General features: G+C 32.5%; 25 protein-coding genes and 1 pseudogene. 9 read left to right on the top strand and 17 right to left on the bottom strand.

The window, feature by feature from the left end:
* Position 1: 1 nt before the first annotated feature.
* From AC0L5U_RS07215 to AC0L5U_RS07185, 7 genes and pseudogenes are all read right to left on the bottom strand, one after another.
* Positions 2 to 547, bottom strand: coding sequence for a GIN domain-containing protein (locus AC0L5U_RS07215; protein WP_473415571.1), 546 nt, complete (start codon positions 545 to 547; stop codon positions 2 to 4).
* Positions 544 to 837, bottom strand: a complete 294-nt coding sequence (locus AC0L5U_RS07210; RefSeq protein WP_473415570.1) for a hypothetical protein — start codon at positions 835 to 837, stop codon at positions 544 to 546. The genes AC0L5U_RS07215 and AC0L5U_RS07210 overlap by 4 nt, the downstream gene beginning before the upstream one ends.
* Positions 838 to 1,021: 184 nt before the next feature.
* The gene (locus tag AC0L5U_RS07205) at positions 1,022 to 1,750 is read right to left on the bottom strand and encodes a head GIN domain-containing protein (protein ID WP_473415567.1); all 729 of its coding nucleotides are present in this window, start codon (positions 1,748 to 1,750) and stop codon (positions 1,022 to 1,024) included.
* A 108-nt stretch (positions 1,751 to 1,858) separates the two neighbouring features.
* A complete protein-coding gene (locus AC0L5U_RS07200) occupies positions 1,859 to 3,109 on the bottom strand; it encodes a hypothetical protein (RefSeq protein ID WP_473415565.1) in 1,251 nt (416 codons plus the stop codon).
* Positions 3,084 to 3,659, bottom strand: coding sequence for a PspC domain-containing protein (locus AC0L5U_RS07195; RefSeq protein ID WP_473415564.1), 576 nt, complete (start codon positions 3,657 to 3,659; stop codon positions 3,084 to 3,086). Before AC0L5U_RS07195 ends, AC0L5U_RS07200 begins: the two co-directional genes overlap by 26 nt.
* Positions 3,656 to 3,996, bottom strand: a pseudogene (locus AC0L5U_RS07190) (PadR family transcriptional regulator). Before AC0L5U_RS07190 ends, AC0L5U_RS07195 begins: the two are co-directional and overlap by 4 nt.
* Positions 3,997 to 4,221: 225 nt before the next feature.
* Entirely contained in the window at positions 4,222 to 4,668 is a 447-nt protein-coding gene (locus AC0L5U_RS07185; RefSeq protein ID WP_473415563.1) for a DUF4870 domain-containing protein, read from the bottom strand.
* 158 nt (positions 4,669 to 4,826) lie between these two features.
* Here AC0L5U_RS07185 and AC0L5U_RS07180 point away from each other — a divergent pair, with 158 nt between their 5' ends.
* The 4 genes from AC0L5U_RS07180 to AC0L5U_RS07165 all read left to right on the top strand — a co-directional run bounded on the left by AC0L5U_RS07180 (position 4,827) and on the right by AC0L5U_RS07165 (position 6,962).
* Positions 4,827 to 5,282 (top strand): DUF4442 domain-containing protein, encoded by a 456-nt coding sequence (locus AC0L5U_RS07180; protein ID WP_473415562.1) that lies wholly within the window; start codon positions 4,827 to 4,829, stop codon positions 5,280 to 5,282.
* Positions 5,283 to 5,292: 10 nt separating this feature from the next.
* A complete protein-coding gene (locus tag AC0L5U_RS07175) occupies positions 5,293 to 5,673 on the top strand; it encodes a hypothetical protein (RefSeq protein WP_473415559.1) in 381 nt (126 codons plus the stop codon).
* Positions 5,674 to 5,835: 162 nt separating this feature from the next.
* Positions 5,836 to 6,636 (top strand): TIGR00266 family protein, encoded by an 801-nt coding sequence (locus tag AC0L5U_RS07170; RefSeq protein ID WP_473415557.1) that lies wholly within the window; start codon positions 5,836 to 5,838, stop codon positions 6,634 to 6,636.
* A 128-nt stretch (positions 6,637 to 6,764) separates the two neighbouring features.
* Positions 6,765 to 6,962, top strand: a complete 198-nt coding sequence (locus tag AC0L5U_RS07165) for a hypothetical protein (protein ID WP_473415555.1) — start codon at positions 6,765 to 6,767, stop codon at positions 6,960 to 6,962.
* 32 nt (positions 6,963 to 6,994) lie between these two features.
* Here AC0L5U_RS07165 and AC0L5U_RS07160 read toward each other — a convergent pair whose 3' ends face one another.
* From AC0L5U_RS07160 to AC0L5U_RS07125, 8 genes are all read right to left on the bottom strand, one after another.
* Positions 6,995 to 7,933 (bottom strand): LysR substrate-binding domain-containing protein, encoded by a 939-nt coding sequence (locus AC0L5U_RS07160; RefSeq protein ID WP_473415554.1) that lies wholly within the window; start codon positions 7,931 to 7,933, stop codon positions 6,995 to 6,997.
* A 182-nt stretch (positions 7,934 to 8,115) separates the two neighbouring features.
* Positions 8,116 to 8,553 carry a DUF2141 domain-containing protein gene (locus tag AC0L5U_RS07155; protein WP_473415552.1) on the bottom strand — a complete coding sequence of 146 codons (438 nt, stop codon included), beginning with the start codon at positions 8,551 to 8,553 and terminating at the stop codon, positions 8,116 to 8,118.
* 269 nt (positions 8,554 to 8,822) lie between these two features.
* Complete coding sequence (locus AC0L5U_RS07150; protein ID WP_473415550.1) at positions 8,823 to 10,154, bottom strand: DUF58 domain-containing protein; 1,332 nt, start codon at positions 10,152 to 10,154, stop codon at positions 8,823 to 8,825.
* 1 nt (position 10,155) lies between these two features.
* Positions 10,156 to 10,539: a DUF805 domain-containing protein gene (locus AC0L5U_RS07145; protein WP_473415549.1), complete on the bottom strand. Its 384-nt coding sequence runs from the start codon at positions 10,537 to 10,539 to the stop codon at positions 10,156 to 10,158.
* A gap of 2 nt (positions 10,540 to 10,541) precedes the next feature.
* Positions 10,542 to 11,618, bottom strand: coding sequence for an AAA family ATPase (locus tag AC0L5U_RS07140; protein WP_473415545.1), 1,077 nt, complete (start codon positions 11,616 to 11,618; stop codon positions 10,542 to 10,544).
* Positions 11,619 to 11,620: 2 nt separating this feature from the next.
* Positions 11,621 to 12,826 (bottom strand): DUF4350 domain-containing protein, encoded by a 1,206-nt coding sequence (locus tag AC0L5U_RS07135; protein WP_473415543.1) that lies wholly within the window; start codon positions 12,824 to 12,826, stop codon positions 11,621 to 11,623.
* The gene (locus AC0L5U_RS07130; RefSeq protein ID WP_473415540.1) at positions 12,827 to 13,552 is read right to left on the bottom strand and encodes a hypothetical protein; all 726 of its coding nucleotides are present in this window, start codon (positions 13,550 to 13,552) and stop codon (positions 12,827 to 12,829) included. It abuts the gene before it with no gap.
* On the bottom strand, positions 13,553 to 14,536 hold the full coding sequence (locus tag AC0L5U_RS07125; protein ID WP_473415538.1) for a stage II sporulation protein M: 984 nt from the start codon (positions 14,534 to 14,536) through the stop codon (positions 13,553 to 13,555). It abuts the gene before it with no gap.
* A gap of 25 nt (positions 14,537 to 14,561) precedes the next feature.
* Here AC0L5U_RS07125 and AC0L5U_RS07120 point away from each other — a divergent pair, with 25 nt between their 5' ends.
* Together AC0L5U_RS07120 and AC0L5U_RS07115 are read left to right on the top strand one after the other, a co-directional pair.
* The gene (locus tag AC0L5U_RS07120) at positions 14,562 to 15,281 is read left to right on the top strand and encodes an RDD family protein (RefSeq protein WP_473415535.1); all 720 of its coding nucleotides are present in this window, start codon (positions 14,562 to 14,564) and stop codon (positions 15,279 to 15,281) included.
* 142 nt (positions 15,282 to 15,423) lie between these two features.
* The gene (locus tag AC0L5U_RS07115; RefSeq protein WP_473415531.1) at positions 15,424 to 16,035 is read left to right on the top strand and encodes a trimeric intracellular cation channel family protein; all 612 of its coding nucleotides are present in this window, start codon (positions 15,424 to 15,426) and stop codon (positions 16,033 to 16,035) included.
* 11 nt (positions 16,036 to 16,046) lie between these two features.
* Here the strand turns inward: AC0L5U_RS07115 and AC0L5U_RS07110 are convergent, their stop codons facing one another.
* Positions 16,047 to 17,804 (bottom strand): sulfatase-like hydrolase/transferase, encoded by a 1,758-nt coding sequence (locus AC0L5U_RS07110; RefSeq protein ID WP_473415530.1) that lies wholly within the window; start codon positions 17,802 to 17,804, stop codon positions 16,047 to 16,049.
* Between the two features lie 61 nt (positions 17,805 to 17,865).
* Positions 17,866 to 18,576 (bottom strand): peptidylprolyl isomerase, encoded by a 711-nt coding sequence (locus tag AC0L5U_RS07105; protein ID WP_473415528.1) that lies wholly within the window; start codon positions 18,574 to 18,576, stop codon positions 17,866 to 17,868.
* A 5-nt stretch (positions 18,577 to 18,581) separates the two neighbouring features.
* Between AC0L5U_RS07105 and AC0L5U_RS07100 the strand changes: the two genes are divergently transcribed.
* The 3 genes from AC0L5U_RS07100 (at position 18,582) to AC0L5U_RS07090 (ending at position 21,917) form a co-directional block, all read left to right on the top strand.
* Positions 18,582 to 19,223: an NUDIX hydrolase gene (locus tag AC0L5U_RS07100; RefSeq protein WP_473415526.1), complete on the top strand. Its 642-nt coding sequence runs from the start codon at positions 18,582 to 18,584 to the stop codon at positions 19,221 to 19,223.
* 49 nt (positions 19,224 to 19,272) lie between these two features.
* The gene (locus AC0L5U_RS07095) at positions 19,273 to 20,079 is read left to right on the top strand and encodes a lysophospholipid acyltransferase family protein (RefSeq protein ID WP_473415523.1); all 807 of its coding nucleotides are present in this window, start codon (positions 19,273 to 19,275) and stop codon (positions 20,077 to 20,079) included.
* Positions 20,080 to 20,453: 374 nt separating this feature from the next.
* Positions 20,454 to 21,917 (top strand): PQQ-dependent sugar dehydrogenase, encoded by a 1,464-nt coding sequence (locus tag AC0L5U_RS07090; protein ID WP_473415521.1) that lies wholly within the window; start codon positions 20,454 to 20,456, stop codon positions 21,915 to 21,917.
* Positions 21,918 to 21,966 lie beyond the last annotated feature (49 nt).

Raw genomic sequence — 21,966 nt, 5'->3', positions numbered from 1 at the left:
ACTACTTTACCTTCTTCTGAAGCTTAGTAGTATCCGTCATAGAATTGATAGTTATTTGCGGATTTTGATACAAATAAATAGCACTAGATCCTGTGGCGTCTATACTAATAGTTTTAATAACTTCTAAATAAACATCACTTGAAATATTACAAGTAACCTCGCAAGTATTAATTGTGAAATTCTTACCATCAAATTGAGCATTATTATCTAATTCTAATGTAGCGGTATCACAATTACCTTCAATATCAGCGTTACTTCTTTCATCAAAAGCACCAACAAATCTCGGAGCATTAATCAAAGCTTGTAATTTGCTGTTTCCTCGCATGTTTACCATACAAGTATCTGCAGTAATATTTAATTTCACTTTAGATTTATCAGCACCTTCAAAATTAAAATAATCAGTTTTTAGAGTTAAAGCAACTTTTGATGAGCCACTAGTTTTTAAAGAACCATTGTATAAATCCAAAGGAGTTAATCCATTTATTTCAGCATCATCAGAAGTCTCTATATATTGGAGTAAATCATCATAATTTACTTTAATATTCAATCTCTTTTTGAAGTAATTTTTTTCAATTTATTAAAATAGAGTACGCTATCCTTAACTATGAAATCTATCACTTCATGTAAATTATCGTCAGTTTCAATTTCAACAGATGGTATTTTATTGTAAATAATATCTATTTCAAAGTCTTCATCTAAAGCGATGGTGTGGAATGCATCAATTTCAGTATTTACTATTGAAACTAATCTATTTCCTTTAATCTTTTCAGGGTTTTGAGCAATACAATATATAGTTAAGAAGCAACTAAAGAGGGAAGCTATAAGTGACTTTTTCATTTTAAAAGGATTAATTACTAATGTTGTTGGTTACCATTTAGACACACTTAATAGATTATAAGTCACTTAAATAAGAAAAAACCTTATCAACAAATATTTCAAACAAATATAAACAAAAACCATCCCAAACTTTTTAAGTTTCAAGATGGTTTTAAAAGTATAGTGGTTGTTTAGTTGACTAATTCTAATTACTTCTTATACTTCCGCCTGAGCTTTTATCTTCATCTACTTTTTCTGGATTTCCGTAATACTTTATACCACCTCCACTTGTAGCTTTTGCTATTAATTCTTTAGAGGTATTAACAGTTACATTAGCACCACTTGTAGCTTTTACTTGTGAAGATTCTGCAATTAAATCGCCAGCTTTAATGTTGCTGCCACTAGTTGCTTTGGCTGATAATCGTTGAGCTTTTCCAGATATTTTCAAGTTACTTCCACTTGTGGATTCACAGTTTAAATTATTCGTTTCAATAGCTACTTTCATATTACTGCCACTTGTTGATTTTAAATCTAACGACTCAGTAGTAATTGTATTTGTTGAGTAAACATTACTTCCACTTGTTGATGTAATACCAGTAATAGATTTATAGCTTACATTTACTCTTTTAGAAGCTGCTCTACCTATATTTTCTTTGGTGTGAATTTTTAAAACACCGTCTATAACTTCAACTAAAATAAGTTCTTGAAGATTTTCGTCGGCTTCTACGGTAACACTTTCGGTGTTACTCTGAGTTAAGTAAACGCTTAATCCTTCTGTAGCTCTAATGCTTGAAAAAGATGCATTTAAGGTTCTAGTTTCTTTTACCACATTTCGGTTGCCTTTCACACCAGAATTCCAATTCATATCGAAATTACAGGAGAAAAGTGCTAAACTTAAAATGGATGCGATAATAATTCTAATTAGTGTTGTCATGGTTATTTGTTTTTTAGATTGATGATTTATTTATTATTCAAATATATTTTAAAAGCCTATTGATTAATAACTTATATTTCCGAATTGTCGTTTTTTAATGATGAATTGTTACTGGTCCGTTTTAATATCAATTCCATTGGAATTGATATTAACTTTTACATCTTCAGCTTCAACCTTAACTCCGTCTCTGTTTATTTTTACGCTGTTTTCATGATCTTTAATTTCAATACCATCTTCATTTATTTTAACACCATCGGTATCAACGTTTACTTCAAATTCGTCTTCATCACAATCCAAACACTTTGTAGAATTATGCATAATTAGTAAGTAATGCTCTTCCATACCATTTTCCAAAATATCGTTATACTGAGAAACATTTCTATGGAACGAATATGTGTTATCATCAGCAAATAAAGTTGAACCTTCTGGTAAATACAAAATAAGTTTTACCTGTTGGTCTCTAAATTTGTTTTTGAAATCAGACGTTAAATAAGAGTCTAATAAGAGTTCATTATTAGCAAGCGTATAGTTGTAATTAATTTGTTCAGCACGTTCTTTAGCAATTTGATAGCTACTCCCTTCTGCATTCTTTTCAATACTTATAGATGCCAAAGAATCTTTAGTAGACCTAACTATTAGCCTCACATCAGAAGTGTAAATTAGCTTTTCTCCATTCTCATTATGTACCAATTTAAATGAATGATGGTCTCTATAAAGATGTCCAGATCTTGATTTAAAATAGCTATCATTACCAACCATTCTAATATTTAAGGTGTCATTGGCTGTTATATTTAATGGTGTTTTTTGAGTAACATGGGCATCAAAAGCATGTTCGCTTGCGTGCTTTACACCAATCACAATCAACCCAACAATAGCCATTAGCCAAAGCCCAAACAATGAGAATTTAGCAATGTTTCCAATAGACTTTAAGTTGTTTACTAAAATTTTCAAGCCTAAATAGAATAAGAAAAAGAACGGAATACCAACAGCAAAAAACATCAATAAAGATGCTAGCCATACAGGTGTATTAGCAGCATTTGCAGCATCAACAAGGTCAAATCCTGGAATATTAACAGCATCTGAAATACCTACAGAAAACAACGCCACAATAAGTGCTATTAAAGTTACTGCACCAATAAATATTAGTATAACACCAATAAATTTGGCAAACACTTTAAATAGAAACATAATAACATCTCCAAGAGCATCAAAAAAACCTCTAGAAGTAGATTTTATGGAGTTAGCTCCCTTTTTTACATCTACTTTTTTTGCAGCGTTAGAAACGGAGTCCGTAACATTTTTCGCAACATCCCCAACCGTTTCAGTTACTGAATCAAAGCCGTCCTTGATTTTTTTCAATGTTACTAATGTTAACAGGTTCGCCTGTCATCATTATTTTTTCGGCTGTTGTTCTAGCTTCAGGAACTAAAATCCAAAGTAAAATGTAAAGTAAAATACCAGTACCAGCCCCAGCAACCAAAAGTATCCAAGCCAATCTAATCCAAATTACGTCTACACCAAAATAGTGTGCTAATCCAGAAGAAACCCCTCCAATATAAGAGTTATCCGTATCTCTATATAATTTTTTGGATGGCGAAGATTTACGAGTGTATGTAGGCTGAGGTTCATCCTCAAAAATTTCCTCATCCACCAAGTAATCCTCAGGTTGCCCCATAATGGTAATAACTTCGTCTACCTCTTTAATTCTAATAACTTGCTTGTCGTTTTGTACACGCTCGTTAAAAAGTTCAGCAATACGCGCTTCAATATCAGCAATAATTTCAGATCGACCTTGAGAGTCTGTAAATGAACGTTTTATAGCCTCAAGATAGCGTTGCAATTTTAGGTACGCATCCTCATCAATATGAAAAAATATACCTGCTAAATTTATGTTGACTGTTTTATTCATTTTTTTGGTGTTTTTTGGCTTGTTACTATGGTTACTGCGTTATGTAATTCACTCCAAGTAGTGTCTAATTCCTTTAAAAAAGTTTCCCTGTTTCGGTTAAACCGTAATATTTTCTTGGCGGTCCAGAGGTAGATTCTTCCCATCTGTAATTTAAAAGTCCAGCATTTTTAAGTCGTGTTAATAAAGGGTAAATTGTACCCTCTACCACCAGCAACTTTGCGTCTTTCAGGGTGCCTAAAATTTCTGCTACATAAGCGTCATCGTCCTTCAAGACAGATAGTATGCAGAATTCCAGTACGCCTTTACGCATTTGCGCTTTTGTGTTTTCTATCTTCATAGTGTCATTCGTTTAATGTTGTAAAACTGTTCATTTTTTGATTGATGTGATTGATTAGATCGATGATTATTTTGATGAAATTTTTATTCTAAATTATTATTTGGGCGTTACCCTGTGGGTCGGGCTTTCCGTTCCAAGTCCTCGCTCGTACCTCGCTGTGGGCTTTCCACTATAATCCCTAACGCGGGTTAGTTTACTGTTTTCAGTTTCCTCATAAGCCATAAACTATTTCAAAAAATTAATAGTAAACGGATAGTTGTAAACCTCTCCATCTCTTGCCTTTAAACTCGCCACTACAATTAGCGCCAATTCAATTATAAAAGCAATTATTGCAAAAACACCTAAGCCGCCACCAATGTAAAGCAGAGGTGAAGGTTTGTCTAACGAAATATGAAAATTATGCAACCCGTTAAAATCTAGAAAATCAAAACTCCCAATAAGCTTAAACACAAAAAACGGAATGGCTAGCGTACCTAAAATAACAGCATACAGCAACATACTTATTTGAAAGTTTAATGCTTGTTTCCCGTGTTGGTCAACAAACTCTGATTTTTGTTTATTGGCACTCCATAAAATTAGCGGACCAATAAAATTTCCTAAAGGAATAAAAAAACGACTAAACGTGGATAAGTGAATAAAAGTAGCGATGTTTTTTTGATGATTATCTAACATGATTTTGATGATTGATTAAAAACATATAATAGTTTCTTATGCAAATATATGTCTAAAAGAAGGTACTTTGTTACACATAGTACTAAAAATTAACATAAAATTAACATTTAGTAATCTGTTTAAATTTTATAACTTAGTAAAAAATTAAAGGAAACATAATGATATTAACACCAAGAAAACTAAATACTTATACCATGTTCAAACTGCCAGCAGCATATCTGTGCGGTGTCAGAACAAAACATATCGATAACGAGAAATGTACGGTAGGTGTTAAATTCAAATGGATAAATCAAAATCCATTTAAATCCATGTTTTGGGCAGTACAAGGTATGGCTGCAGAGTTTTCAACTGGTGCATTAATGATGAGCAAAATTCAAGAATCTGGTAAACGTGTGTCTATGTTAGTCACCTCAAACAATGCCACATTTACCAAAAAAGCTATTGGAAAAATAAGATTTACTTGTAACGATGGAAAAGCTATTGATGAGGTACTTAAAAAAGCCATAGAAACAGGAGAAGGGCAAACCTTATGGATGCAATCTGTTGGGGTAAATGAAGAAGGTGTTGTAGTCTCTACTTTTAATTTTGAGTGGAGTGTTAAAGTTAAAAGTTAGATATTTAAGAATGAAAAAAGGACACGAAATACCTAATTCATATAATTGGTTTTCTAAATTAAATCTTATTCAATTTATACCTTGGAATTTTGAATCTAAAATCGATATTAATTCATCGATTAACAAAAGATTTAAAATCGAATGTAAACAAAATCGAGAAATTTTGACTTTTGGAAGAAGGCAAGATATGGATACATTCGCTGGATTTGAAATTTTAAATGGAGTATTAACTGAGAATGTGGTTGTATTTCATTTATCATTTGGAAATAATGTAAAAGATTGGGATATTATAGAATCTGAACACTCTGATTTTTTTGATTTTATGCAAAAAAGAGTTCTTCCAGAGATGAAAGAATGGATTCCTATGGATGATGTTAGTGATTATATTTAGAGAATTAGAATATCACGCATCACTTTGCGTCTTAGCGCCTTTGCGCGACAACAACATTTTTATCTCAGTTTGGAATTTGGAATTTATTTTTGGAATTTTAAAAACGTGTAACAAAACCCAAAAGAAATCAACATATAAACGAATCAACAAAAAACATAAAAAATGACATCACACGAAATTGATTATCGCATCTACGGCGAAGAAATGCAATACGTAGAAATAGAATTAGACCCACAAGAAGGTGTTGTAGCCGAAGCAGGAAGCTTTATGATGATGGACGACGGCATTAAAATGGAAACTATCTTCGGCGATGGTTCTCAAAAAGATTCTGGCTTTTTAGGCAAAATTTTAGGTGCAGGAAAACGTATTCTCACAGGAGAGAGCTTATTTATGACCGCCTTTTACAACAACCTCACAGGAAAACGAAACGTATCATTTGCTTCCCCATATCCAGGAAAAATTATTCCAATAGACTTAAACCGTTTTGGAGGTAAATTTATTTGCCAAAAAGATGCATTTTTATGTGCTGCAAAAGGCGTAAGTGTAGGTATAGAATTTTCTAAAAAATTAGGACGTGGACTTTTTGGAGGAGAAGGCTTTATCATGCAAAAACTAGAAGGCGACGGTATGGCATTTGTACATGCAGGTGGCACAATGGCTATGAAAGAATTGCAAGCTGGCGAAACTTTAAAAGTTGATACTGGTTGCATTGTAGGTTTTGATCAAACTGTAGATTACGACATTGAATTTGTTGGTGGTATTAAAAACACAGTTTTTGGCGGCGAAGGTTTATTCTTTGCTAAACTACAAGGTCCAGGAACGGTTTACATTCAATCTTTACCATTTAGTAGATTAGCAGGCAGAGTATTAGCATCTGCACCAAGGGCAGGTGGTAAAAATAAAGGAGAAGGCAGTATTCTTGGAGGTATTGGGGATTTGTTGGATGGGGATAATGGATTTTAATAATGTTAAAGTCCTGCTAAAATTACAAACTGATGTAATTTTTGATTAATTTTAAGGTTAAATAACAAAACAATATATACCCATAAAAAAATCTACTTTTAATTACAAACCTAAAACCTTAACAAAACATGGCAAGAGCAATGCTAGAGTATACTAAAACTGTACTGAGTAAAGTAAGTTTTGATGCAACATTGTTTTGCAGAGAAGTGCAAAAGGCAGTAGAACGTTTACTACCATATGAGATTGAAGAGCTTAAAATTTATATTCTTTCTCTTGTACAGCAAAACCCAGAACTAAATCAATGTATGATTTATTTAAAAGCATAATAAAAGCGGCCAACTTGGTCGCTTTTTTAGTTTTATTTTGGTAATGGACTAATAATTTTTACATCCTGAAACTTAATAGCACCACGCACAATTCCTGCAATTACAGATTGCATAGCTTCAATAATTTGCATTTTTAATTCACTTTTGTGATAAATAATACTCACTTCTCTAGCAGGAGAGGGTTCTTCAAAATAATGAAGATTTTCTTTCGCCTTATCATTCAAATCTAGAGTATGTAGATAAGGTAGTAGCGTCATGCCTAAACCTTCATTAGATAGTTTTATTAAGGTTTCAATACTACCGCTTTCTAGTTGAAATTTATCATCGTCATGGTTTTTAAATGCTTTACACAGGTTTAAAACACCGTCTCTAAAGCAATGGCCATCTTCAAGAAGTAACATGTCTTCAATTACTAATTCGTCTACTTTAATTTTTTTGTTGGTATGTAGTTTGTGCCCTTTGGGAATGTATCCTACAAAAGGTTCAAAATAAAGTACACGTTCTTTTATATTTTCATTTTCAAGAGGTGTAGCAGCAATGGCAGCATCTAGGTGGCCTTCGTTAATACGATAAATGATTTCCTCGGTAGTTAGCTCTTCAATTTTAAGCTTGATTTTTGGATGCTTTTTTATGAAGGTTTTTAAAAACATAGGGAGTAACGTAGGCATTACCGTTGGGATGATTCCTAATTTAAATTCGCCACCAATAAACCCTTTTTGCTGATCTACAATGTCTTGAATTCTGTAAGATTCATTAACTATATTTTTAGCTTGATGTACAATTTTTTTACCCACATCAGTTAGCTCAATAGGCTTTTTACTTCTGTCAAAAATTAAAACATCTAGTTGATCTTCTAATTTTTGAATTTGCATACTAAGCGTAGGCTGAGTTACAAAACATTTTTCGGCTGCTTTTGTAAAGTTTTGATGTTCTGCAACCGCTAAAACGTAATATAATTGGGTAATTGTCATAAGTGAAATATTGAGCAGCAAAAATATAAAAACTATCAATAAAACTTATAGGAAAAGCTGTTTATTATAAGTTAAACTTTTTGAAAAAGAGATTGTTTATTGATAAACCAAGACATAATTTGAGCCTAATTGAAAAAAAATACTTTTCGATTAGGCTCAATATGATAAATATGTTTGTGTGATTAAAATTTAATAGTCATTTCTAAATTTTCTGAACTCATTTCAAACTTAGCCTCAGTATACTGTGGTGGTCCAAAACTCATTGGGTTATTGGACATACCATATGATTCTTTTGGCATTCCGCTAGCGTCAAAATCCATTCTATTGTTTTCATTTTCATCGTGTAATGCCATTATTGCATATGTTCCAGGAACTACGTTTTTAAAGGTTACTGTAATCTTCCCATCTACGATTTTACTTTTTGCACTTTTAATGCCTTGACTTTTCATAAATGTACTTTCCGTGTGCAATGCTAGCACAACATTTCCTTTATTGTTAGTTATGTTTTGAATAGTTATTGTAATTGAGTTTCCGTTTGTTTCTGTTGCTGCTTCTGATTGTGCATTGCTAAAATTAACTGTTATTAGTAATGCGAAGAATAATGTTGTTAATGTTTTCATGATATATGGTTTTATGTGTTTTACACTTCAAAGATGCAACACAACCAAAGAATTTTATAATTGTAATGACTGAATTGTAATTTTTATAGGATGGGTTGTTGATTTTGTTTAAAAAAATAATTTGACATGCAAAAATCTCGCTTTTAGTGACTTGCTTCGGCAGAACGTGCGTTAGGGATTGTAGAGGAAATCCTTTTTTGAGGCACGAAAAAAAGATTGTATTGGAAAGCCCGACCCCTTTTAGGGGTAACGTCCAAATATTTTTTATGTTAAAGCAATCCTCTAGCTTTTATCTCTAAATATTTATTTATGGTATCTACAGTTAAATTCTCTGGGGTGGTAAGAATGGAGTAGATGCCGTATTTTTTAAGTTCGTTGACGATGAGTCGTTTTTCGAAATCGAATTTTTCGGCAATTACTTTATCGTAAACTTGTTGTACGGTTTCGGCTTTGTTATGAATGAGTTTGTCTAGTTCTGTATTTTTAAAGAATATCACTACTAATAAATGACTTTTGGAAATGGCTTTTAAATAGGGGAGTTGACGATTTAACGCATCTAGTGTCCCAAAATTAGTGTACATTAAAAGTAGACTTCTATGCGTGATGTGTCTTTTAATATTGGCATAAAGTCTGCCGAAATCGCTTTCAAAATAATCTGTTTTAACATTGTATAGTGATTCTAAAACGAGTTGCATTTGTCCGCTACGACGTTCTGCAACTACTATATTTTCAATCTTTTTAGAAAAGGATAGCATGCCAGCTTTATCGTGTTTCTTTAGTACAATATTACTGATGACTAATGTTGCATTTATAGCATAATCTAAAAGGCTTAAACCGTTAAATGGCATTTTCATAATACGGCCTTTATCAATTATAGAATATACGGGTTGCGACTTTTCATCTTGAAACTGATTGACCATTAATTGGTTTTTCTTTGCGGTAGCTTTCCAGTTTATGGTGCGTAAATCGTCGCCTAATACGTAATCCTTTATTTGTTCAAACTCCATGGTATGCCCTAAACGACGTGTTTTTTTAAGTCCGTAGTCCATGGCGTTTTTATTGATGTTCAGCAACTCAAACTTTTTGAGTTGTTTAAAACTTGGGTAGGTGGGCACCATTACATTGTTATTGAACGTAAATCGTTTTGCAACCAATTTTAAGGCAGATGAAGCATATATATTCAAACTTCCAAAATGGTATTCGCCACGTGATTTGGGTGTTAGATTATAGTTGATTAGTCTTGTTTTTCGAGGACTAACACTTTCTTTTATTTTGAAATCTCTAATTTGAAATTGTTCAGGGACTTCATCAATTACTTCTAAATAGACTAAAAACGGATAATTATTTCTAATTGAAAGCTCAATGTTGTTGGCATCTCCATTTGAAAATTTATCGGGAACAACTCTACTAGCTTCAATTTTTTGCTTTCCTATAAATACAATCAAAATATCGAGAAAAAACAGAGCCACTAATACTAAAATGGATATTTGGGCAATATTGAATAACAACGGTATAAAATAACTTAACGCAAATAACACCACAATGGCAATGCCAGCATAGAAAAAACGAGGTTGTATGTAGAATGGCTTGAAAAGTTTCAATTTATTCGTTTAGTTGTTTAGGTAATTCATTATCAATAGGTTTTCCAATGTCATCTATTTCAGTATCATATCCGATACCTTTTGGATTACCTCCATATTCATTTGAACCTGGATCTCCATCTGCAAAAATCATCCAAAAAACATAAAATGGAATGACTTGATACCAGCCACTATTCCCTCTATCATGGCACCTTTTAGCGCTTTGCGCCCATAAGAACCATAAAGCAGGAATTAAACTAATCAACGTGATTAAAGAGGTTAATGAGCTTACCTCATTATCAGCAATTACATTAATTATAATAGCATAAATCATATAAATAATATAACTTATCCCGAATTCAAGCCTCCTAATTCTACCTTCAAAAGAAAAAATATTTTTAAACATACTTACCTTGGTATTTCAACCGTTTCAATAATCTGATTTATAATTTGTTTACTCGTTACACCTTCCATTTCACGTTCGGGTGTTACAATTACCCTGTGATGTAACACAGGTACAACGGCGCGTTTTATATCTTCTGGAGTTACAAAATCTCGTCCGTTCATGGCAGCAAATGCTTTACTTGCTTTTAATACCGAAATTGAAGCTCTTGGCGAAGCACCTAAATATAAAAAGCGATTGCTTCTGGTGGCCACAATCAATTCAGCAATATATTTTAAAAGGTGTTTTTCAACAATAACTTTACTAACTAATGCTTGATAACTTTCAATTTGTTTTGCCGTTAAAAACGAAGTTATTTTCTCCATTTTTTTGTTATCCTTCAACTCATGTTCACGAGATAATATTTCTATTTCTTCTTCAAGATTTGGGTAATCCACATCAATTTTAAATAAAAAACGGTCTAATTGTGCTTCGGGCAATCGGTAAGTACCTTCTTGTTCTACTGGGTTTTGTGTTGCTAAAACCATAAAAGGTGCATCTAGTTTGTATTTGTGCCCGTCTATTGTAATTTGTTGCTCTTCCATTACTTCAAACAAAGCCGCTTGTGTTTTTGCAGGTGATCTATTTATTTCATCTATTAAAATCATATTAGAGAAAATAGGACCTTTTTTAAATTCGAATTCTGAATTTTTTAAGTTGAACACCGAAGTTCCCAAAATATCACTAGGCATTAAATCTGGCGTAAATTGAATTCTGCTAAAATCTACGCTCAATGATTTGGCTAACAATTTTGCAGTTACTGTTTTTGCGACACCAGGAACACCTTCGATAAGAGAATGTCCTTTGGCTAGTAGTGAGGCAATTAGCATATCTACCATGTCTTTTTGACCAACGATAACTTTACCAACTTCGGCTTTTATTTGAGCAACACTTTGCTGTAATTCCGATAAATCCAGTCTGTTTTTAAATTCTAAATCTTTCGATTCATCTTTTAATGCACTATCATCAATGGATGATACTACATCTTGCTCTGGTTTTGGTAAAAACTCTTGAGGGTCTTTTTCTTGGTTTTGTTCGTCCATAATTATGTTTTATAAAAGGCTTCTATGTATCTGTTTAATTTAATGAGGTTTTCCTCAAAAAACTCATTTTTTGTACGTAACCACTTTATGTAGTTTGTCAATTGTTTAACGTCTTCTTTTTTACGACCTGCTTTTCCTGCTAATTTCGTTATAAAATCGTCATCAAGAACGGAAGTATCTAAATTAAAATCAGTTCTAATTTTTTCTAAAAAGTACGTTATTTTTTTATCAATAATATTTTTATAATCTTCGGTTTCTATATATAAGTTCGATATGGTTTTTACAAAAGCTAACGTCGTGTTTTGTAACGGTTTTATAATCTTAATAACACGTTGTCGTCGTTTGGCATTAAAAATCATAAAAAGCAATAAGAAAGCTAATGCCGTATACCATGCCCATCTGAAAGATAACTGTTCTAAAAACCAACTTAAGTTAGATTTTTCTTCTGCGTCTCCATAAGCAGATTGTTTCTTTACATAAGAGTCAAAATACACATCATCATCTGGTAAATAGGAGAGTACGCCTTCTGCATATTGGTAGCGGTCTTCCTTTAAGATATTATAATTGGTAAAGGCTTTAGGTTCTGTATGCAATAGGATTTTTCCTTTTCCGAAAGGCGCTTCAATAAAATTAACTCTCTTTTTGTCAGTTTTTGAATGCCCTAAAATGGTGTAATTGATACTATCAAAACTTGAGAAATAATAATCGCCTTCATTTTTATCAATAGTAATTTCGTTGAAGTTTTTATTTTGAAATGAGAGCTTAGAAATACTATCTTTTTTTGAGTTGTATTCAAAATCGATATCAATTCCTAAGGTATCATGAATCTTTTGCGCATAGTAATAATCTGAAATAAATAATGTATTGCCTTCACTTACAAAACCTAATAATTTTTCTACTGAAAAATCAGAAAGATAGTCTGAGTTACCGATAATAATAAAATTACCTTTAGCTTCATGGTCTCCATAACCAAATTCAGAATTAGCAGTTAAATAACTTGAAGGTTGATGGTAAACTGTTCTTATTTTAAAGCTTTCAAATAGGTTAGGTAATTCTTTGTAAAGCACACTCACACCATATGGTTTGTTGCTTTTTTCGTTAAAAGATTCTTCCCAATCGATAGTTCTTGTGCGTTTAATGCTAATAGACAAGGCTGCAACAATGATGAGCACAACGATAACGATGATGATAGGTAAAGTTTTCTTCATTTATTTTACCTGATTTAAAAGCGTTGTGAAATTGTCCTTTGCTTTAGAATATTGAGAAACATCCAGACTAAATTTTCCATACCAAATATAATTATATAGGTAGGAGGCGTATGAAAAGGCTTTAATAAAAGGCTTTTCATTGAGTTCATTTAAATACTCTGCGTTGGTTTTATCATCTTCAAATTTTATGTGATTTTTTAAACTTAATGTTTTTAACACCAAAAGATAATAATAGCGAATGGCCAGTCGGTAATCGTTGTCGTTTTCGGCTTGTTTTATGAGAGCGTGAATATCGGCATGTTCAATATTTTCGGCAGTAATATCATCATAACGTTGAATGGATTTATTTTTCCCTGAAGTAAATAAACCTGAACCGCCTTCATTGAGTAAGATATATACTAAATACCCAACTGCTATAATTAAAACTAGATAGAATAACCATCCAAACATACCAAAGTTTATAATGGTTTCTTCGGAATCATTTTTTTCTCTTGTTTTTACTTTTCCTTTGTCGTAGTCTTCATATTTGCCAGAACCAGATTTGGTTTTACCAACTACTTTTCTACCTTCATAATTATACTTGTCATCGGTATAACGTTCTTTGAAATCAGAATCGAAAACACGATTTACTTCAGGATCTTGAAGTGAAGAACTTCCGAATGCAGTTTGATGATAGCTCATCATAAGCATCAGAAAAAATAATATATATAATGATTTTCTGTTCATTTAAACTGAAAGTAGAATAGGGGTTTGGGTAATTTGTTTCTGAATTTTATAAGGATAAATAAGGTAATAATAACTAATAACGCTAAGCGTAATTAAAATAATACCAACCGATAACCAATTAGGCATAATGTTAGAATATCTAGTAATAAATCCCTCTAAAAACCCAGCCGAAAATGTAAATGGAAAAGTGCTAATCAAGATTTTAATACCTGTTTTAGCACCTAATTTAAACGATGTATATCTGGAATGTGTGGCTGGGAACAAAATACTGGCACCAAGAATTAAACCTGCAGCACATTCAATCACAATGGCGAAAATTTCCATAGCACCATGAATCCAAATGCCACGTACACTTTCCCAAAATACTTGTTTTTCATAGAAGAAGTATTGAAAAGAACCTAACATCACACAGTTTTTAAACATAATGTAGAGTGTGCCGATGCCTAAAAATACACCTAAAATAAAAGCAATGATGCCAACACGAAGGTTATTAACAGTAATACCAATAAAACTTCCCCAATTACTGCCGCTTTTGTAAACTGCTACAGGATCGCCAGCTTCTATATTTTCTAGGGTCATGTTTACATATTCGTCTCCTAGAATAGAACGGACAAACTCCCCATCGTTAGCAGCTGAAATTGCACCAATAAACGTAAACGCAAAAAAAATGATAAAGGCAACGTAAATAAATTTTCGGTATTGATAACAAATTAATGGCACTTCGGTTTTCCAAAAACCAATAATTCTATTGGTGTCTTGTCGTTTTGTTTTATAAATTTTTTGAAAGGCTTTGGCTGCAAGCTGATTTAAATATATAATAACCTTACTTTTAGGGTAATAGGTTTGTGCATAGGCCAAATCATTTATTAAATGTGTGTACTGAGAAGCGAGTTCGTCAGGGTCTTTAAAATCATTATTAGTAATAGCTGTCTCAAAACTCAACCATTTTTCTTTATTTTGCTTAATAAATGCAACTTCTCTCATAATATGAGATAAATTAAAATATAAAATGTCAGAGTTACAAATTAACACGACGCAAAATGTAAAAATAAAGTTTACTGCCGCAGGAGTTGGTGAACGATTGGTTGCATTTATTATTGATACCGCTATTAAATTTGGGTATTTATTAATACTAAATAAATTTTTTGGTGTTTTTGAAGATCTAGACCAATGGTCGCAAATTGGTATAAGTACTGTTCTGGGGTTTCCGGCAATGTTTTATACTTTAGCTTTAGAGACAGTTTTGGATGGACAAACTATTGGGAAACGTGCTTTAAAAATCAAAGTGGTTAAAATTGATGGTTTTCAAGCCACATTTTCAGATTATGTAGTGCGATGGTTTTTTAGAATAGTTGATATTTGGCTTCTAGGAATTGGATTTTTCGTGATTATCTTTAGTAAAAAACTACAGCGATTAGGCGATATGGCTGCAGGAACTGGAGTTGTAAGTTTAAAAGATAAAGTAAATATCAATCATACTATTTTGGAGCAGTTAAAAACCGACTACAAACCTACTTATCCGAATGTGATAAAACTATCAGATAATGACGCAAGAATTATCAAAGACACATTTATTAGAGCAAGGGCCTCAAAAGATTACTCTACTTTAATTAAATTAAGAAATAAATTAATTGAAGTGGTTGGCATTAAAGAAGTTAAGCAAAGTAATGATATCGAATTTATAGATGTGATTTTAAAAGATTATAATTATTATACTCAAGATATGTAAGCAGAGAACCACTTTTTTTAGAAAAAGTGTGTGAATCGCTTATTCCGAGCTCGTCTCGGGATTTCATTTTTTTCAAATTAACAAACAATTGATAAAACTATTTTTAAATTCAATTAAAAAACAAAATCAACTAAACAACCCAATGTTCTACACACTAGACACACTAGACATACTAGGAACCATCGCCTTCGCTATTTCAGGTGTATTAATAGCATTCCATAAAAAAATGGACGTATTTGGTATTTTAATTATTGCATTTGTAACAGCAGTTGGTGGAGGAACATTACGAGATTTACTAATTGGAGACACGCCAGTAAGTTGGATGCGAGACATTACATATACTTATGTGATTTTAGCATCAGCAGTATTTGCCATCATATTCAGAAGTAAGATAAATTATTTAAGAACTTCGTTGTTTTTATTCGATACTATCGGGATAGGTTTATATACAGTAGTTGGTATACAGAAAGGTATAAATGCAGAATTGCACCCCATAATTTGTATAGCGCTAGGAACCATAACCGCAAGTTTTGGTGGTGTTATCCGAGATATTTTGTGTAACGAAATTCCAGTTATTTTTAGAAAAGAAATTTATGCTACTGCTTGTATTTTAGGTGGTGTTGTATATTTTGTACTAATTCTATTCCCAATTAATAACGATGTTATTTTTATTATTTCAGGATTGGTTGTAATAGTAACACGTTTATTGGCAGTAAAGTTTAAAATAGCATTACCTGTAATTTACAAAAATTGACGCTGTTTTTACTATTTAATATTAATCTCAATCATATCTTGAACCCCGTCTGTTTTAAAAGTGATAGGTGTATTTGCAGATTGCGGGTATGCATCATCCCAAGAATATAATTTAATTTTTGCAGTACCAACTTTATGAGTAGTTACTAGGCCAAACTTGTCAACTGTAGCTATTTCAGGGTTTTCTGAATACCAAATTACATTATTCCTAGTAGCGTTGTTTGGAATGACAAGGTGTTTGAGTTGTGTAGTTTCTCCAGCTTTGAAAGTGTTCTTAGGTGATTTTATTTTTAAGCCTTGAACTGCAACATAATCGTTCTTTTTAATTTCATCTTTCAATAACAAATAAGCTCTTCTTTGTTCATCATCTAAATCTTTGAGATTTAGACCACTATAGAGCATTACTTTAAATCTGCGTTCTTCAAAATAATCGCCTTTTCGTTCTAGAGGGTCAGTTCTTAAATCAAAAAATCTGCCTTCAGGAAATTTAGGTGTAGGTGCATAATATTTAAAATCTTTATTGAAAGCAAATTTTAGCAATTCTGAATCATCAGTATAAAGATTATTGGCATTGTACCATGTATAAATGACATCTCGATGTTTTTGCTTGCCTGTTTTTAGTGCGTTCCAGAAACTAATACCATCAATATCCTGTTGTCTTGGGATTTTAATTTTTACGGCATCACAAATAGTTGGGAAAATATCGGTAAGATTTACTAAACCATCATAAGTGGTAGGCTTTGGTAATTCATTTGGAGCATAAAAGATAAGAGGGACATGAGTTCCATTATCAGAAGTTCCGCCTTTTCTAGCTGGGTAAATATCTCCATTATTTAGTACATGTGTAAACGATTCTTTAGTGCCATTGTCTCCCATAATAACCACTAATGTATTGTCACTTAAATTGTGTTCCTCTAATTTAGCTATAACCTTTCCAATAAGTTTATCGGTGTATTCTATCATATCAGGAAAAAAGTTATGGTCATCTGGTTTGTATCCTTTTTTTCTATCGCCTTTAAAAGTGTCAAAAACACTATTAGGTTTAGTGTCAGGAGTGGGTTGGTGTTCATCATGCACTAAAAGCATTGGGTAGTATAAGAAAAAAGGCTTGTCTTTGTTTTTATCAATAAAACTTAAAGCATCTCTATTACATATATCGGGTCCGTACCAACGTCTTCCAGTTTCTGGATCTAAATCGGTTCTCCCTTCATAATTAATTATTTTACCATTTTTCACCAAATTAGGATTGATAAATCGTTGTCCTGCAGTAGCTACATCAAAACATGTAAACTCGTCCCAACCAAATTCAAAAATATAATCCTTTCCAGGTATTTCTTTGGTGCCTCTGGTTTGTTTCCATTTACCAAACATACCTGTAGCATAACCACTTTTTTTAAACACATCTCCAAAAGTAATATCTGATGCATGTTGCGATTTGCAACGTAAATAATTTCTAGAGTTATGTTTTCCAGACATTAAAGCAATACGGGTTGCCTCGCATAAAGGGTAAGCATGAGCATTGTTAAACATTATACCATTATTAGCAAGCTTATCCATTTGAGGTGTAGCAAATATTTCATTTTCAAATGAACCTCTATTGGAAGTAATTCTATTTGCATCATAAGCCGTTACTCCATAATGACTTAAATCGTCAATAAGAATGAGAACTACATTTTGTTTTTGATTTGTTATACGAGCAGAAGATTGAGAGTTACAATTGCTATACAATATTAAACAACCTAACAATAGAGTTAATTTTGAAATATTCATATGTAGTATGCTTATTTTATTTGATTACTAATCTATTAAAAATATAGTTGCACTTTTGTTATTATCTAATAATATCCACATTTCTAATATAAATATTTTGTAAAGGCCAATCGGCTTCATCAGTTTCAACGGCAGCAATTTTATCCACAACATCCATACCTCTAATCACTTTTCCAAATACTGTGAAATCGCCATCTAAAAAATGTGCGCCTCCTTTTTGCTGCACAATAAAAAACTCATAAGGAGAAGCTAGTTTATGCGGGTTATCAATATCACTACTAGGCATAGAAATCACACCTCTTTCGTGTTTAAACCCTCTGTCGGCATCCACGGGTAATAAATAGCGCCCAATATTATGGCGTTTTACCCCCGTTTTTCTATCATCTCCACTACCACCTTGGATAATAAAATTATCAATTACACGGTAAAATTGAGTGCCTTTATAGTAATTACGCTTTGTGAGGTAAATAAAGTTGGCGCGATGGAACTTGGTTTCATTAAATAATAAAATATCAAAACTACCGTAATCTGTAGTGATCCTAACTTTGTTTTCTTTATTCTCGGTTTCGTAAATTAAGAAAAACTCCATGGCATTTTTGGTATTCAAAACAGGGAATTCTGGAGTGTCAATGTTGTTAGTTTCTTTGGTTATGACTAATTCTTTTTGAACAATAGAATCATTACTAATTTTAGAATCTGATTTTTTTTGAGATTTCTTATCTTCACAATTCAGAAATAAAACAAAAAAGCTTAAAAACAATATCGCGCGCATAGATTATGAGATTTGATGAATTTGTGAAACTGCTTTCAAAAATAAAAAATATACCGCTACCAGCCGAAACATCTCATTTTAAAATGATGCCACCTCACAGGCAAGAGTTGCTTAAAAAACAAGAAAAAGCCATAAAAAACGCAAAACAAGCTGGAGTTTTGGCACTATTTTATCCAGATGAAACAAACGAAACTCATTTTGTTTTAATATTAAGAAATACATACAAAGGTGTGCATTCAGCGCAAGTATCGTTTCCTGGTGGTAAGCTGGAGTTGCAAGATAAAACCTTGGAGCAAACAGCAGTTAGAGAGACTTATGAGGAAGTAGGAGTGCTAAGAGAAACAATTAAAGTAATTAAAAAAATATCACAAGTATATATTCCTCCTAGTAATTTTTACGTACAACCTTTTATCGGTATTGTAGAGAAAACTCCTAATTTTAAAAAGCAAGATGATGAAGTAGAGGAGCTTATTCAGGTAAAACTGAAAGATTTGTTAAACTCAAATAATTCCATAAATACAAAAGTATCAACATCATATAGTGTTGATGTTGAGGCGCCTGCATTTAAATTAAACAACTTTACGGTTTGGGGTGCCACAGCTATGATGCTTAGTGAAGTTAAAGATATCATCAAGCAATTGGTGTAGTATATAGATTTACTACCTTTGTGTTTCCAACCTTAATGAAGAATGATATATGGGATTGTTTAAAAGAAACCCTTTTGGACACATACTTTTTGTAAAAAAATGGCTCATCCGTATTTTGGGAGCAATGACGCATAGGCGTTTTCGTGGTTTTAATGAATTGCAAATTGAAGGCTCTGAAATTATTAAAGATTTACCAGATAAAAATGTACTGTTTATATCAAACCACCAAACATATTTTGCCGATGTTGTATCTATGTTTCATGTATTTAACGCTAGTTTAAGCGGACGTACAGATTCCATAAAAAATGTAGGTTACCTCTGGAATCCAAAACTAAATATCTATTACGTTGCTGCCAAAGAAACGATGAAGGCAGGTTTATTGCCCAAAATTTTGGCATATGTAGGTTCTGTAAGCATAGAGCGCACATGGCGATCAGAAGGTCAAAATGTAAATAGACAGGTGCGCATGAGTGATATTTCTAATATAGGTAAAGCTCTAGATGATGGTTGGGTTATTACATTTCCGCAAGGTACAACTACGCCTTTTAAACCTATCAGGAAAGGTACGGCTCATATAATAAAACGCTACAAACCTATTGTAGTTCCTATAGTTATTGATGGTTTTCGTCGCTCTTTCGATAAAAAAGGATTGCGTATTAAAAAGAAAAATATTCTACAATCTATGGAGATTAAATCGCCGTTAGAAATTGATTATGATAATGAAACTACCGAGGAAATCGTTAAAAAAATCGAGTATGCCATAGAGCAGCATCCTTCATTCTTAAAAGTAATTCCCGAAGCAGAGCTAAAGGCTCAAGCGGAATTAGATGAGTTGCGTAAATGGAAAAAAGATTAACTTAATAGGTGTTTAGGGCGCTACCCAAGGATAGGGCTTTTCGCTATATCTTTTAATTTTTGTCATTCCTACGAAAGCAGGAATTACTAATAGAAGTTTAGATTCAAAATAGGTTTTTAACCAATTTGTATAAAAGTAAAAGCCTGCCGTTGCAATTCTTAGCGCGAATTCGTCATATCCTTAAATTTGTTGCAATTTGTTTTCCAGTTTGTCTTTACTGTAGTGTTTTTAAAATTGTTAAAGCTTAGAATCAATAAAAAACACTTAACTTTAAGTCTCGTTACAAGAAATTATTAAATTTTTCCGTTATCATATAAAATAAGTGTCAGAAATGAAAAAATAACAGTTTTATTAAAACTGCAAAATAAAAAACTATGAAAAAGTTTAGCAAATACCTATTAGGAGTTGTAATGTTATGCTTTGTAAGTCTAATATTTAGTTGTACAAATGACACAACTACTCCTGAAGAGGGAGAAGAAGAGAAAGAAGAAGAGCAAATGGAGCTATTTGATGGAGAAAAAGCAGCTCTTAATTATCGCAATCATTGTGGAGGATGTCACGGACAAAATTTTGAATCTTTTATCGAACGTAACTGGTTGTATGGCAGTACCCAAGAATCTTTGTTAAATTCAATTAAAACAGGTTACGAACAAAACGGTATGCCATCCTATGAAAACACCTTTACTGCTCAAGAAATTAGAGATTTAGCGCAATATATTCTGCAAGAAATTGAAGGAAAAACAAAAGAAACACTTCAGGAAAATAATCCAGATCTTTCGGGTTTAATTGAGTCTGATGATCTTAACTTTCGTTTAGAAACTATCACAGATAAAATTTCAGGTGTGCCTTGGGGTATGGCTCAATTACCCAATGGAAAATTTTTGGTTACAGAACGTGGCGGAAAACTATTTAGTGTTGGAGGTAATTCAGGATTAACTGAGATTTCAGGCCTACCAGATCTGGTATCAGGTGGTCAAGGAGGTTTGTTAGATATAGCTATTCATCCAGATTTTGAAAACAATAATTTCGTATATCTATCGTATTCAAAAGTTAATCCTAATAATTCATCACAAAGAACAACAGCAGTATCTAGAGCTAAGCTTTCAGGAAACAGTTTACAGCAAACTGAGGAAATTTTTGTAGCGCTTCCTTATGTAAATACAACACGGCATTTTGGTTCAAGGTTGTTATTCGATGAAGATGGTTATCTATATGTTTCTGTTGGCGATCGTGGATTCAGGGATGTGTATCCGCAAGCATTGAATAATTCAATAGGTAAGGTGCATAGAATTAATGATGACGGACAAATTCCAACAGACAATCCATATTTCAATACACAAGACGCCACAAAATCTACTTTTAGTTATGGTATCAGGAATCCTCAAGGTCTTGCGATACATCCAGTAACAGGTGCTATTTGGGAAGGGGAGCATGGACCTCAAGGAGGCGATGAAATTAATATATTAGAAGCTGGTAAAAATTACGGTTGGCCAGTAATTACATATGGTATAAATTATAATGGTACACCCATTACAAATAACACAGAAATGGATGGTATGGAACAACCTATTCATTATTGGGTGCCATCTATTGCACCGTGTGGTATGGATTTTATAGCAAGTAATTTTTATGGGAATTGGGAAAACGACCTTTTTGTTGGTTCTCTAAAGTTTGCTTACTTACATAGGCTTAAAATGGATGGAAATACAGTAGTAGGGCAAGAGGAATTGTTAAAAGATATTGGTCGTATACGAGATGTTACAATGGGTAATGATGCTTATGTATATATTTTAGTTGAGAATCCTGGTAGACTGATACGCCTAGTTCCAGAGCAATAATAGCAAGTGTTTGAGTTTTTATTTGTCTTGAAATTGACAAAAAAGCTCT

Source organism: Jejuia sp. G7-7 (genome assembly GCF_055808955.1).
This window is presented reverse-complemented; position numbering and strand designations above follow the sequence as displayed.